Source organism: Pseudomonas sp. Irchel s3b5 (genome assembly GCF_900187435.1).
In the GTDB taxonomy this organism is placed as follows: Bacteria; Pseudomonadota; Gammaproteobacteria; order Pseudomonadales; family Pseudomonadaceae; genus Aquipseudomonas.
This window is the reverse complement of the sequence record NZ_FYDY01000046.1, coordinates 16205-30186: the sequence shown is the minus strand read 5'-3', so window position 1 is coordinate 30186 and position 13982 is coordinate 16205. Positions and strand designations below refer to the sequence as shown.

13 protein-coding genes and 2 pseudogenes are annotated in these 13982 nt (G+C 50.6%); 11 read left to right on the top strand and 4 right to left on the bottom strand.

All coding sequences use genetic code 11. The features are described 5' to 3' along the window. Window positions 1-161: pseudogene (locus CKW15_RS26900) on the bottom strand (IS256 family transposase); the annotation flags it as partial. Between the two features lie 219 nt (window positions 162-380). Here CKW15_RS26900 and CKW15_RS26895 point away from each other — a divergent pair. Continuing rightward, window positions 381-488 (top strand): annotated as a pseudogene (locus tag CKW15_RS26895) (LysR family transcriptional regulator); the annotation flags it as partial. 53 nt (window positions 489-541) lie between these two features. Here CKW15_RS26895 and CKW15_RS26890 read toward each other — a convergent pair. Beyond that, on the bottom strand, window positions 542-1177 hold the full coding sequence (locus CKW15_RS26890) for a LysE family translocator (RefSeq protein ID WP_095153005.1): 636 nt from the start codon (window positions 1175-1177) through the stop codon (window positions 542-544). 136 nt (window positions 1178-1313) lie between these two features. Beyond that, the gene (locus CKW15_RS26885) at window positions 1314-1931 is read right to left on the bottom strand and encodes a helix-turn-helix domain-containing protein (protein WP_090454468.1); all 618 of its coding nucleotides are present in this window, start codon (window positions 1929-1931) and stop codon (window positions 1314-1316) included. A 45-nt stretch (window positions 1932-1976) separates the two neighbouring features. Between CKW15_RS26885 and CKW15_RS26880 the strand changes: the two genes are divergently transcribed. From CKW15_RS26880 to CKW15_RS26870, 3 genes are all read left to right on the top strand, one after another. Beyond that, the gene (locus tag CKW15_RS26880; RefSeq protein ID WP_095153004.1) at window positions 1977-2672 is read left to right on the top strand and encodes a B3/4 domain-containing protein; all 696 of its coding nucleotides are present in this window, start codon (window positions 1977-1979) and stop codon (window positions 2670-2672) included. Window positions 2673-2916: 244 nt separating this feature from the next. After that, window positions 2917-3810, top strand: a complete 894-nt coding sequence (locus CKW15_RS26875) for a dihydrodipicolinate synthase family protein (protein ID WP_095153003.1) — start codon at window positions 2917-2919, stop codon at window positions 3808-3810. Window positions 3811-3961: 151 nt separating this feature from the next. After that, complete coding sequence (locus CKW15_RS26870) at window positions 3962-4600, top strand: FMN-binding negative transcriptional regulator (protein ID WP_090454472.1); 639 nt, start codon at window positions 3962-3964, stop codon at window positions 4598-4600. A 358-nt stretch (window positions 4601-4958) separates the two neighbouring features. On the opposite strand, the gene CKW15_RS26865 is transcribed toward CKW15_RS26870, so the two are convergent. Next, window positions 4959-5441 (bottom strand): DinB family protein, encoded by a 483-nt coding sequence (locus tag CKW15_RS26865; RefSeq protein WP_095153002.1) that lies wholly within the window; start codon window positions 5439-5441, stop codon window positions 4959-4961. Between the two features lie 381 nt (window positions 5442-5822). On the opposite strand from CKW15_RS26865, the gene thrC reads away from it, so the two are divergent. The 7 genes from thrC (at window position 5823) to CKW15_RS26830 (ending at window position 13685) form a co-directional block, all read left to right on the top strand. Further along, window positions 5823-7226: a threonine synthase gene (gene thrC / locus CKW15_RS26860; protein ID WP_095153011.1), complete on the top strand. Its 1404-nt coding sequence runs from the start codon at window positions 5823-5825 to the stop codon at window positions 7224-7226. Window positions 7227-7240: 14 nt separating this feature from the next. Further along, window positions 7241-7678: an Lrp/AsnC family transcriptional regulator gene (locus tag CKW15_RS26855; RefSeq protein WP_095153001.1), complete on the top strand. Its 438-nt coding sequence runs from the start codon at window positions 7241-7243 to the stop codon at window positions 7676-7678. 131 nt (window positions 7679-7809) lie between these two features. Beyond that, a complete protein-coding gene (locus tag CKW15_RS26850) occupies window positions 7810-8859 on the top strand; it encodes a homoserine dehydrogenase (RefSeq protein WP_095153010.1) in 1050 nt (349 codons plus the stop codon). A gap of 2 nt (window positions 8860-8861) precedes the next feature. Further along, entirely contained in the window at window positions 8862-10280 is a 1419-nt protein-coding gene (locus CKW15_RS26845; protein WP_095153009.1) for an aldehyde dehydrogenase family protein, read from the top strand. Between the two features lie 99 nt (window positions 10281-10379). Further along, entirely contained in the window at window positions 10380-11918 is a 1539-nt protein-coding gene (locus CKW15_RS26840; protein ID WP_095153000.1) for an amino acid permease, read from the top strand. A 35-nt stretch (window positions 11919-11953) separates the two neighbouring features. Continuing rightward, window positions 11954-13156: a PLP-dependent aspartate aminotransferase family protein gene (locus CKW15_RS26835; protein ID WP_177450604.1), complete on the top strand. Its 1203-nt coding sequence runs from the start codon at window positions 11954-11956 to the stop codon at window positions 13154-13156. Between the two features lie 211 nt (window positions 13157-13367). Continuing rightward, on the top strand, window positions 13368-13685 hold the full coding sequence (locus tag CKW15_RS26830) for a multidrug efflux SMR transporter (RefSeq protein ID WP_095152999.1): 318 nt from the start codon (window positions 13368-13370) through the stop codon (window positions 13683-13685). Window positions 13686-13982: the final 297 nt, after the last annotated feature.

Sequence of the window (13982 nt, the reverse complement as noted above, 5' to 3'; positions counted from 1 at the left end):
CCAAGCTCAGCACTGAGGGCTCGCTCGATCAAAGCCTTCTTGAACGCCGCAGAGGCGTCCTCAATGGCTTCAGCGGTCATCGGTCCATCGGTGAATTGCTCGAGCAGCTCTTTCGGGATTTTCGGTAGTTCTCGCAACGCGGGTTTCTTTTTGGTTGGCATACATGCACCTCTTACTCATGTTATGCCCGAACACAAAATTTCTGACACCCCCGCATAATCTGTGGGAGCGAGCCCGCTCGCGAATTCGTCAGTCCAAACAACACGTGCATCAGCCCATCCACTGATAGTCAGATAGACCCTACAGAACAATCACTACCCCAAGAAAAACAATAAACCTGCTCCACGTAACAACTGAGGCTGGTGCGGAGTCATCCTTTCATGCGTCAAATGCCCTCGCTCAACATGCTGCGAGTCTTTGAAGAAGTCGCACGGAATCGCAGTTTCAGCCAGTCGGCGCTGGGTCTGAACGTTACCCAAGGCGCGGTCAAGTGGCTTACACAATCAATAGACTCTACATGCATAAACAGCCCAGATCCGGGCTAGGAGTGGGAGAACATCAGCTTTACTCCAGCCGCTCCGAAAACTAGCGCAAGGGTACCTTCGATCCATCGGCGTGCTCGGCGATATCCCCAAATCATGGGCGCGGTGGAGAAGATGATCGCATAGCCACAGAAGATAGTGACGCTAAGCACGGCGCAACCGGCCAGAATAATCCCGACCGTTTTTGGCGAAGCGTGCGGACCCAAGCCAAGGGTCATGGTAGCGATCCAGCCGAGCAGCGCCTTAGGGTTTGTGAGATGCATGAACAAGCCGCGCTGATAAAGACTGAAGCCCGAGACTTTTGGCGCGGCAGCTATCTCTTTCTCGAGTCGCTCATTGGACGTTAGAGCAGAGCGGCCTGCTTTGATGGCAAGGAAGAGCAGGTAAGCACCGCCAACCGTTTTTAAGACACCCAGCGCCTGCGCATACTGCGCCAGGACGGCTGAGACGCCCGTGGCTGCCATCGATCCCCAGAAAATCGAACCACTGATCACACCTGCCGCTAGCAGGAGCGCAGGCTGCCTGCCTTGGTGCATCGCGACGCCCATTATTCGCATGTTGCTCGGTCCAGGACTCGCCGCTCCAACAATATAGGCCGTGAATACGAGGAAGAGATGGTGGTAATCAAATGACATTAAAAGCCCCTTAACGAAGTTCTATGCCAGTCAGCGGCTCCGTTATTAGGAGCCCTATGACGGGGCGATGATGGCCGACCATAAGAGCCAACCCGGCGGACTCCTCTGTAAGCTTCAGCGCGATGCTGTCTGAACGTTAAATTTCACGCCCGGATTGGTGGATCTCCGTTACAGACATGGTGAATATCAGTTTTGATTTGCCTTTATTCGAGTAGACATGAGGTACATCTGTTTTTGCTACGGCTGAGCAACCCGCAGAAACGCTCAGTTCGGTATCTCCTACTATGAAGTGGAGTGTCCCTTTCTCCACGTGAAGTAGCTCAGTTGTGCCGTGAGGGTGCCCTGAGGAGGCAAAGTTTTCGCCGGGAAACATTTCCCAGCGCCAAAGCTCAATCATGTTCGGACCACTGGTTCCAGCCAGGAGCCGAGCCGTCCCTCCCATGTTTCCTGTCCAGAGTGTGGGAATATCCTTGCTCTCGATGAGGTGGGCAGATGGGGCGTCGGACACGTTTACGACATCAGCAACTGAAAGGCCCAAAGCAGCAGCGATTTTGCACAGGATCGCGATGCTTGGGTTAGCCGTGCATTTCTCTATCTCGACCACCATGCCCTTGCTGACACCGGAGCGACGGGAAAGCTCGTCGAGAGTGATTTTCCGCTTCTTCCGTTCCTGTTTGAGCCTACGGGAAACTGCCTCGCTAACGGTTTGAACGTCGGCCCCGGTGTTGGTCGGTATATTGACTATTTTGGTCATTGGTCGCTAGTATGAAGTGAAATTTAGGATTAAAGGGATTCTCTGATGCTGTCCGTACTGCCGTCAATCGACCAAGACGTAATCAATTTGGCACCTGAGTTCAGAGCGCTCAGCATTGTGGTCGAAGCTGCACCAATCGCCAATCCAGATATTGGCAAGGACGCTTTGGCTCGAGCCTGTCAATCAGTCACGGCGGGTGGTGCACTGTGGGCAGACGCTCACCTGACCGCTTGGGCGGATCTCTTCCGAAAATTCGGTGCCAAGCCGCAGCGCACCCCTTGCTCAGCTGAAGCTCTTCGCAAACGGGCCCTGCGTGACGGCAGTCTGCCGAGTATCGATCCAGTGGTTGATCTCTATAACGCCATCAGCATTGAATACGCAGTTCCGGTCGGCGGTGAGAACGTCGAAGCCTATGTGGGCTCGCCGCGACTCGCTGTTGCTGATGGATCGGAACCTTTCGACACCATGAAAGAAGGCGCTCCAGCCCACGAATATCCTGATTCTGGCGAGGTTGTTTGGCGGGACGATAAAGGGGTGACTTGCCGTCGTTGGAATTGGCGACAGGGTGTCAGAACACGGCTCAGTGCAGACGCGAAGCACATGTGGTTCATTCTGGAAAGTCTGCCGACAATGCCGCTCGAGGCATTGACTGAAGCGGGTGACAAGCTGATAGAAGGCCTGCAACTGATGATGCCAGGCGCTCAGATTGAGAGTGTGCTTATCGGTCCAGGTGCCAATTAGTACATAAGCGAGAGGGTACGGGCTGCTTGTGTGGATGCATACGGGGTTATGTCCAATCTCGCCTCGCACGCAGCCTTTTTATCGGTGGCATTCATGCCCCCCCCCACATCACCTTGAAAAAGCCTGCAGCTGAATCGAAGAAATCTCCATGGCGCATGGTGTCGATTATTGAGCGATGTATGCTTCGGAGTCCGTCCATCCTGTGGTGATCTAATTGCAGAATCACACAATGGAGTCCTGAACTATGTTTACCGGTCTTAGTGCATTTCCTTTGACGCCAATGAATGAGCAGGGTGTGGATGAAGGAGCATTTGCTCGCCTTGTGGAGCAACTGGTGGCTGCAAAAGTGGATTCTATCGGTGCGCTCGGATCTACAGGAAGCTATGCGTACCTTTCTCGGATTGAACGCTCACGAGTTACGCAGTTGGCAGTAGAGGCAGCCGGGAATGTTCCCGTCATGGTAAGTATTGGGTCGCTGCGGACGCGTGATGTGCTGTTGCTGGCAGAGGATGCGCAGAAGGTGGGAGTCAAGGCATTGTTGCTGCCACCCGTTTCCTATCAGAAGCTAACAGCTGAAGATGTTTTTTCCCTGTACGAAACGGTCACCGCCAATATCTCCGTCCCGCTATGCGTCTATGACAACCCCGGCACCACCCATTTCGAATTTACTGATGAGCTTCACGGGCGCATTGCCCACCTGCCGAATGTGCACTCGATCAAGATCCCTGGCGTTCCTGAAGCACCAGATCAGGCCAAGGCACGAGTCGATCGCCTTCGGGCACTGATTCCGGAGCACGTAACGATCGGGGTAAGCGGGGATGTATTTGCTGCTACTGGATTGAACGCAGGCTGTCAGGTCTGGTACTCCGTCATTGGGGGCTTGTTCCCGAAAACAGCCCTGGCAATCACGCGTGCTGCGTTGTCGGGTAACGCCAAAGAAGCGACTCGCCTTTCCGAATCTTTGAAGCCTCTATGGGCCCTCTTTACACAATTTGGGGGAAGCTTGCGCGTTGTTGCAACGGCGGCCGAGCTTCGTGGATTCACCCACTCTCCGAGCTTGCCATTGCCACTCAGAACCATCAGTGGAGCAGGGCGTCAGCAAATTGCTGCGGTGATCGACGAGCTCGAACTGAGCTGAGCAGTAAGTGCTGCGAATGCATCCGAAACGCCAAGCTGCATCTTTACAATGATACAGCTCAGCAGGCGCGGTAGGGCCGATGTTTAGTCGGCTTTGACCGGCGCAGTGGCCCTAATGTTGAGCGAGCAGATCAGTTATAGGAGCAAAGTAAATGTACATCCCCCCTCAGTTTGAAGAGTCTCGTGTTGGCGTTTTGCAAGAAGTCATTATGCGAAATCCGCTTGGGTCACTTGTCACTTGTTCGGGTGATGGGATTGACGCCAATCACTTACCTTTTGAACTTGTACTCCGCAGCGGAGCGCTTGGGGTGCTGCAGGCGCATGTGGCGCGGAATAACCCCCTATGGCATGAAGTCGCCCAGGGCAGTGAGGTGTTGGTGATATTTCGAGCTCAAGATGCGTATATATCGCCGCAATGGTATCCGAGCAAACAGGATTTCCATCAGCAAGTCCCCACTTGGAACTACCGGGTCGTGCACGCATTTGGTCGTGTGACGTTTCACGATGATGCACAGTACGTGCGTCGTGTCGTAGCAAAGCTGACCAAGTCTCATGAAGCAACTCAGCCCACACCTTGGAAAATGACCGATAGTCCCAAGGAGTACATAGATGCCATGCTGAAAAAAATTGTAGGGGTCGAGATCGAAATCACGAGGCTGGTGGGGAAATTCAAGCTCGGTCAGGATGAGGAAGCCCGTGATATCCGAGGTGCTGGCGATGCTTTGGTCTCGCGTAATGAGCGAGGAATTGGATTAGCCATGCTTGAGTGCGCTGATAATAAAGACATTTAGCATCTTCCTTCCCACTTACAAAAAGGCGCCTACTGAAATAAAGGAGCATTTTAATTCGTGACACGCTCCTCATAAAAATCGTAGGCACTTATGAATTTTCTTTGCAGTGAGGACGCCTCAGCAGAAGGTGGCTTGCTGAGGCATTTTTTTGAGATCGCTGCTTCGGGCCGGCAGGCCGGCTTACTCAGTTTGAATCACACCGAAGCCTCGTTCGACATTTGAGCGGAATTGTCTCAGGTTCCTTTTATGCATCCAGCGCTCGTCATATTGGGGGCAACTGGTGCTTGATCGGGTATGCAGAACATCGAAAGATTTCCTATTACGTATCATCGCCATACATGGGCCGGCCCATCAGTGCCTAGAGCTTCAAAAACGTTGTGAAATGGTCCTTGTGATCCAGCAGGAGCTCACGAGGCAAGATAGTCGCCACACTTCCTCGATGCTGCAATCCGTGTGATAGCACGTGTACAAGAACCTGCTCTTTCGTCATGTTGCCTGGTTTTCCATCCTTGAAAATAAACTCAACCGGATCAGACAGTTCGATTGCAGTGATCGACTGGGTGTAGTTCACAAACCATTGATTCGCTGAAGAAAAGCACTCTTCCAGTCGACCTAGGTCTTGTTTCTGTTCGGTCAGGATGGAGTCAAATTCATCCGGTTTTCCCTGCAGTCTGGCAATGAACAGTTGGTCAACAATATTGATATGGGCTAGCCAGTAGAGTGCTTCCTCCATTTCGGTTGGAAATTTTTTTGCCGCGGGGGCTTTCAAGCACTTGAACAGTTCCTCCTCAGACCATGCCTTGTATTTGTAAAGCGAATGAAGAAGGTTCGTGGCACTCATGGCGTTCTCCTGGATTTCTAATTTTCTGGCTGCCCTGGACCTTCTGATGGGAATGCGGATAGGGCTCCTTCCCGCAGGGGGATAGCCGTGCACGGTCGGATAGATGGGATAGTCACTATATTGACTTTTTTAGTCAATAGTTGGTAGCTTGAACGGCAAGCGACGAAAGTGGCCGTGTGGTAGCTGAGTGATGGGTGATTGGCCTGGCGCGGGTGATGTGCGACCCCTCACCATCTGCGTTTGCAGATGACGATGATCTCGCTCAACGCTTCAGAAGAAGGCCTCACATTTCACAGGAAAGGCTCACTGCAGCACTGAATTTCAGCAGGGCGCCGCCTTACGGGTGGAAGGCTCAGAAAAGGCGAGAGGGTGTCTCAAATCATGAAGTACGTCAGCACACGGACGCCTGGTAAAGAATTCGAGTTCAGCGAGGTCCTCATGGGGGCGTACGCACCGGATGGTGGGCTTTTCGTTCCTAGCAAGGTTCCTCGCTTCAAAAGCGATGATCTCCTGAAGCTTGAATGGCTACCATTTCACGAACTGGCACGTCATGTGATCGAGCCGTTCCTAGGTGACTATATCCCTCAAAATGAACTGTCTCGAATTCTTGAGGAGACATTTTACGGTTTTAAAAGTAACGCCGTTGCGCCGCTCTATCAGACGGCTACCAATGAGTGGGTATTAGAACTATTCCATGGTCCGGCAGGGGTCTATCAAGACTTCGGTCTCCAATTGATGTCTCGTCTGGTTGAATACTCTTTACTAAGGTCCGGAAAGAAAGCGCTTGTCGTTGGCTGCACTGGTGGAGACACCGGTGTCGCGGCCATCAAAGCCTTCAATGGCATGGAAGGTGTGACTGTGATTGTTCTGCATCCTTCCAGAGGAATAACAGATGAACATCGGCGTCGCTTATTAGGCGCTGCCGAAGAAAATGTTGTAAATATCTTGGTTGAGGGTGATTACGCCGATTGTCATCAGCTGTGCGAAAAATTTCACAGAGGCATTAACGAAACAGGTCAACAATTAATATCTTTCAATTCGGTGAATTGGGTGAGGGTGCTGGCGCATCTGTCCTTCTACTTCTACTCGTCGCTTCAATTAGGTGCGCCTAAAAGAGAGGTGGCGTTCAGTGTGCCTACCGGAAATTTTGGTGCTCTCTATGCAGGCTATATTGCAAGGGAAATGGGGTTGCCCATCAGGCAGCTAATTGTAGCAACGAATACCAACGCGGGTTTGCATGACTTTCTTCAGTCTAACCTCTATAGGCGTAATGAGATTCGTATTACCAACACGCCTTGCATGAATGTGTCGTTAGCCTCTAATTTCGAGCGGCTGCAATGGAGCATTCTCAATAGGTGCAGTGATAAAGTGGCTAGAAATATGGAGCTACTAGAGACGGATGGCCAAATTCAACTGGAACAGGATGAGTGGTTAGAGGCGCGAAAGCTATTTGATTCTTTGGCGGTAGAGGATGCAGAGGCATTTTCCTGTATTCATGAAGTCTTTGTTAAAAGTGGTTACTTGATCAGTCCTAATACCGCGATTGGATTACGAGCTGCGCGAATTAACAGGCGTAGCTTACTGACACCAATGATCTGCTTGGCCACGACGCATCCTTCAAGCTCTGCCTCAGTTCTGGCTGAAGCCGATGTTCAATCTCCAATGAGTGTGGTGAGTGCTCACCCCTTCTCTAATGACGAATGCATTTCAATTTCCAATGATGTTGGCATCCTTACGGAACTCATCAAGACGATATCCCAAGACACGAAGTCTCGCTCGCTATAATCCTGGAGTTAGAGATGAAGCGCGTTTTAGATAAGACGGATGAAAAAATACTGGAAGAGCTTACTCGTAATGCTCGACTTGCGCATAACGACATTGCCATGAAAGTTAATTTGTCTAGGAATGCTGTCAGGCTCAGGATTGAACGGTTGGAGCGGGACGGATATATCAGGGGTTATACCATAATCAAAGGTGGGCCACCTTCCGAGGTTGCGCCAATTAATGCTCTTATTTTTGTGTATCGAAAAGACCGAATGCGCGGTGCTGAAGTAGTGCGTTCAATTGTCTCAATGCCTGAGATCGTGTCCTGCAATGTGATGAGTGGTGACCTGGATATTGTAGTGACAGTTGAAGCGGCAAGTTCGGATTGTATTCACCGGGTCTGGAGCGACATATCCACGTTGCCAGGAGTTCTGAATACGGTTACGTCTTTTGTATTGTCTTGCACGAAGTAGGTTGCTAGGAAATCAAAATGCTCTCTCCTGCGAGCATTTTGCTCGCAACAATGATCGGTTTGCCATATTCGTATGAGCACTGCAGCAGTTTAGTATTTCAGTACCGAAAACATAACAATGAGGCCCATGTCGTGACTGAATATAAAATTGCTTTGCTTGGTTTTGGTGGTGTAAACCGTGCTTTGACGCAGCTCATCGCAGATAAGAACGAGCACTGGGCTAATGAATTTGGTTTTAGGCTAAAAATTGTTGGTGTCAGTGATCTTTACTTTGGCTCCATTATCAACAAGAACGGGTTGGATGCCCATGAATTGGCCGCAGTTCCTGCTGTAAAAGGGGGGTTTAGAACATTGCCAGCAGGCAGTGCTGAGCCTGCCAATGAGACGGTTATCCGTTTCTCGGGGGCCGATCTTATCGCCGAGGCGACGTTCACCAACCCTGTAGACGGAGAGCCAGCTACGACTTTCTGTCGCTGGGCTCTGGAAAAAGGTATCAGTGTGGTCACCACCAATAAAGGGCCTGTGGCGTTGCACGCTGAAAGCCTGAAAGCATTGGCCAAAAGCACCGGTGCCCAATTCGAGTTTGAAGGCTCAGTAATGAGCGGCACCCCCGTCATTCGTCTGGCTAAAGAGTCGCTGGCCGGCTCGGAAATCAGCGGGTTTAAGGGCATCTTGAATGGTACGTCCAATTTCGTACTTTCTAGCATGGAAGAAGGTCTCGACTTCTCTGATGCAGTCGCCAAGGCTCAGGAACTCGGTTACGCAGAAGCTGACCCCACCGCAGACGTGGAAGGGCATGATGTTCGTCTTAAAGTAGTCATTTTGGCGAATGAGCTTCTGGGGGCGAAGTTGACTCCGAGCGATGTCCTTTGCAAAGGCATCTCGGGGATCACGTCAAAAGATATCGCCGAAGCAACGAAGGCCAATGCCCGGTGGAAACTAATTGGCAGCGCGGAAAAAATGAGCAATGGCTCCATCACTGCATCTGTTAGTCCTCAATTGTTGCCTCAGGGGGACGCACTGGCCGGTGTGAGTGGTGCAACGAATGCAATTACCTTTAATACAAATGTTCTTGGTCCGGTAACGGTTGTCGGAGCGGGTGCAGGTCGGTTTGAAACAGCATTCGCCTTACTCTCGGATATCGTCAGCATTCACAAGAACAAAACTAAGATAGGTAAATGATCATGAATAGCTTGAGTCTTTCGCTCGCTGTTGATTATAAAACCATAACAGTTTTGAGCCCGTATGATGGCGCTGCAGTTGGAGAGGTGACGGACATACCCGCATCATTGGCCACTGCGATCATTGATACGGCAAAGCTTGGTGCGCTGATCGCCAAAGAACTACCAAGGCACGAACGTGCTCGCATACTGGAAAAAACCGCTGTTTTGGTCGAGAGCGATAAGGAGGCGTTTGCCAGTCTGATTGTTGCCGAGTCGGGAAAAACGATCAAGCAGGCGAGAAAGGAGGTTTTGCGCTGCGTCAATACGTTGAAACTGTCCGCCGAGGAGGCCAAACGCAATGCTGGTGAAGTGATTCCGTTTGACTCCTATGTCGGATCCGAGTCCCGTCAGGGATGGTTTACTCGGGAGCCTTTGGGTGTAATTGTTGCAATTACCCCATACAACGACCCACTCAACTTAGTCGCTCACAAGTTGGGACCTGCGATCGCTGGCGGTAATGCTGTTGTACTCAAACCTTCTGAGCTCTCTCCGTTATCTGCCATTAAGCTGGTGGCTTGCCTGAACGCTGCGGGTCTCCCTCCTGCGGTCGTGTCCATTGCAACTGGGGGGGCTGCGCTGGGCAAGGCACTGGTCGCTCATCGAGCGGTACGTATGGTTTCCTTCACGGGCGGTTTCGTTACCGGTGAGCAGATCTCTCGCAATGCAGGCCTTAAAAAACTGGCGATGGATTTGGGGGGCAATGCCCCGGTTATCGTCATGGGCGATTGTGATCTGAATGAAGCCGTTGAGTCCTGTGTATCAGGCGCTTTTTGGGCTGCCGGGCAAAATTGTATCGGTACCCAACGAATTCTTGTTGAAGAGACAATATATGAGGAGTTCAAAAAGAAATTCGTTGTGAAGACAAGTGCTTTAGTCGTGGGAAATCCTGCTGACGAAAGCACGGATGTTGGGCCAATGATTACTGAAGCTGCTGCAAAACGCACTGAAGAAGTAGTTATCGAGGCAATGGATAAAGGGGCTAACCTGTTATTTGGTAATGTACGCCAAGGCTCGCTTTACTCTCCGACGGTCCTGGAGAATGTTAGCCAAAGCTGTAAAGTTTGGTGTGAGGAAGTATTTAGTCCGGTTGTCATTCTTCAACGCGTGGCCTCGCTTGATGAGGCGCTGACACTGGCTAATGAACCAGAATACAGTTTGCATGCGGGTATTTTCACCAGCAATTTGAATGTCGCCATGAAAGCAGCTAAACGACTCGAAGCCGGCGGCGTCATGATTAATGACTCATCTGACTATCGTTTTGATGCAATGCCATTTGGTGGTTCAAAATACGGCAGCATGGGGCGTGAAGGTGTGCGTTTTGCGTATGAAGATATGACGCAACCAAAAGTGATCTGCTTAAACGGTGTTGGCGGAACTTGATTAAAGGATCGATGTGAATCCCTAGGATTAAATCGGGTCCTCGGCAAGGCTCTTCTGGTCGGTAGAGCCTTGCCCAATACAACAATAAAAGGTAACAAAATGAGTGTGAATGATCTTAATCCCACACGCGTGCCATCGTCTGGTGTAACTCGAAAGAGAGACTTCAGCGCAGAAGATGCGGGCTATCAAAAGGTGCTCAAGCCTCGCCAGGTTCAGATGATTGCCATAGGGGGGGCAATCGGAAGTGGTCTATTCATGGGCGCAGGCGCACGACTCGCTGAAGCCGGACCCTCGCTTGTGTTTGTCTATGCAATCTGTGGCTTTTTTGCGTGGTTCATCATTCGGGCTATGGGCGAACTGGTGATGTATCGCCCATCATCGGGCTCGTTCGTCTCCTATGCTCGAGAGTTCTATGGTGAGAAATGGGCTTTTGCCGTGGGATGGATGTACTGGACTGACTGGGTAATGGTTGCCATTGCAGATCTCACAGCTACAGCGCTCTACCTGAATTTCTTCAAAGCCTATGTCCCTTTTATGGGCGACATCCCTCAATGGTCCTTGGCACTGGGAGCATTGGGTTTTGTTACTGCGATTAACCTTGTCTCGGTAAAAATTTTTGGTGAACTTGAATTTTGGTTTGCCCTGATCAAGGTGGCTGCATTAACGACTTTCCTTGGGATTGGCATTTACATGGTGTTGTTCGGCACTCCGCTGCCAGGCCATGAGGTCGGGTTCAAACTGATTTCTGACAATGGCGGTTGGTTCCCATCAGGCCTTTTGCCCGCCGTAATCATGATCCAGGGGGTGATATTTGCGTATGGCAGTGTGGAGTTGGTTGGTACTGCAGCTGGCGAAGCCCAAGACGTCGCTACAGTCATGCCGAAAGCAATTCGGGCAGTTGTTTTCCGCATTATTGTTTTTTACGTTGGTTCTGTATTGCTGTTGGCAATGCTGCTCCCCCACACCGCGTACTCGGCGGGGGTAAGCCCGTTTGTGACGTTCTTTGGCTCGCTGGGGGTCAAGGGTGCGGACGCGATTATGAACATGGTCTTGATTACCGCGGCGGTGTCTTCACTGAACGCTGGCATTTACTCCACTGGCCGGGTGCTTCGCTCGCTGGCAATCAACGGATCAGCCCCTAGCTTCCTGGCCAAGATGAACCGTCAAGGTGTTCCGTTCGCTGGCATCATGCTGACGACCGTTGCTTCACTAATTGGTGTCGTACTTAACGCGATTGTTCCGGGGGAAGCCTTTGAAATCGCGCTGACACTCACTGCCGTTATGTTGATCGGTTCGTGGTCAACAATCGTCCTGTGTCAGATCAAGCTCTTCAAATACTCCCAGCAAGGTGATCTGGAACGTCCGGGGTTTCGAATGCCGTTTGCGCCTTACAGTGGTTACGCGACTTTGGGGTTCTTCGGTTTGGTTCTGGTTCTGATCGCATTCGATTATCCCGTAGGTACGTACTCGATTGCTTCGCTTCCGTTTTATGCCGCCGCTCTTATTGTTGGTTGGTACATGGTTCGTGGGCGTGTTCGTGCAATTGAGAGTGGTGAATTAGTCTTTGACGAAAATCAAGAGTTGGTCCGAGCAGATCAGACCAATCATCCTTCTTTCACTCACCTTCAGAATCAATGACACCAAACAAAAAAGTAACTTTGGAGGAAATAGACATGCGTCCTGACAAAAAGAATCTGTCCACACTTTCGGCGGCTACGCTGGCAGTTCATGGTGGGAATGTCGTCGACACCACTACTGGTGCTATTCGCACGCCGCTGGTGATGGCCAACTCTTATCTGCTGCCAGATGATCCGTCGACGATGGACTGGTCCAGCCCTGATGGCCTCGTGTACACACGAAACCAAGGTCATAACCAGGTATGCCTGGAGAAGAAACTTGCTGCGCTTGAAGGTTGTGAGGCAGCAGCTGTATTTGCTACCGGTGTAGCTGCTTTGCATTCGATATTTTTTGCCTTTTTGAAAAGTGGCGACCACGTTATTGTCAGTGACGTCACCTACGAGGCCGTATGGCGACTGTTCGCGGAGCTTCTGCCGGAGCGCTATGGCATTGAAGCCTCGTTTGTGGATATGGGCGATTTGGAGGCTGTTCGGAGAGCAATCCGCCCTAATACCAAACTTTTTCATACTGAGACAATTGCCAACCCAACTACCAAAGTTGCGGATATTGCTGCGTTGGCCGAGATTGCTCATGCGCACGGTGCACTGATTTCTGTTGATGCAACCTTCACCCCACCTCCGTTCTTCCATGCCAGCCAACATGGGGTAGATCTTGTTGTCCACTCCCTGACCAAGTACATCAATGGCCATGGCGATTCCATGGGTGGGGTGGTTCTGGGTTCCACTCAGATGATCACTACAATCAAGCACGATGCTCTTGTTGATCTCGGCGCGACCATCTCTCCGTTCAATGCTTGGTTGATAATGCGTGGTTCTGTAACGTTGCCTCTGCGTCTGCGACAGCATCTCAGATCTGCTGAAAAATTGGCTGCATTTCTCGATGCAGATGATCGTGTAGCTTTCGTCTACTACCCAGGGCTTCCATCCCACCCACAACATGAACTCGCTCGTCGGCAGTTCGCAGGGCGCGGCTATGGGGCGATGATGGCTTTTGCAGTAAAAGGGAATCCGGACACTCAAAATCGGTTTGTTTCAAATCTGCGTATCATCACTTCTGCAGTTTCCCTAGGTCACGATGAGACCCTTATTGTTCACGTGGGTGCAGAAGGCCGAGGTGGTTTTGACAAATATCCTGAAGAGTTCCGTACATACGGTCATCTCCGTCTTTCGGTTGGACTCGAAGATCCCGACGATTTGATCAAAGATATTTCCTCTGCGTTGGACGAGACATTCAAGTGAGTTGAGAACTTAAAGGCTCGTGCCAACTTTAGCTTTGGATGTACGATTTTACTAAAAATATGGTCTGGTTGGTAACCCTCCTTTGCCCTCGTACCAGCGGGGGCTTTTTTACTGGGTTCTCAAAGGTTCCAGTTTTACAAGGACCAAATCTCCTGATCATATAAGGTTTTGTCCGTCAGAGTTGTGACGGATCTTTTAATGGAAGCGAATCATGGCTTGGATATGTTTGGTTTTTGCAGGGATACTTGAAGTTGTTTGGGCTTTCTCCATGAAACAATCTGAAGGTATGACCAAGCTTGGGCCGACTGTTGTTACCTTGGTAATGCTAATGGCAAGTTTTGCTCTCCTATCCTTTTCCATGAAAAGTCTACCACTTGGTACAGCCTATACAATTTGGACTGGCATTGGTGCTGTTGGCGCGTTTGCAGTGGGTATCATCTTTTTAGGCGAACCTGCCAGCCTCATGCGAGTTGTCGCAGCTGTCTTAATTGTCAGCGGTCTCGTAATGATGAAGCTGGCTTCAGCTTGACTTTTTCTGTTTCGGTTAGAAAATAAATTATAAGGGTTGGAGTGACACCTCAGCATTTCCTGAGGGATTTCATGCGCTGATTTTTTGTTTGTCTTTGCAAAACAGGTTTTCAGTCAAGCAGATTGCTCACTGTTACGAGCGGTTTGCTCATAATATTGATCTGTTTGCCATATTTGGATGAGCGAGCCATCGGCGTACTATCAGTGTTCAGTACAAGGACATGAGGTCTTGATTATGACTGAGTATAAAATTTCTTCGGAGGTGTATAGCTGAACTTCTATTGCCGTTGATTGAGTA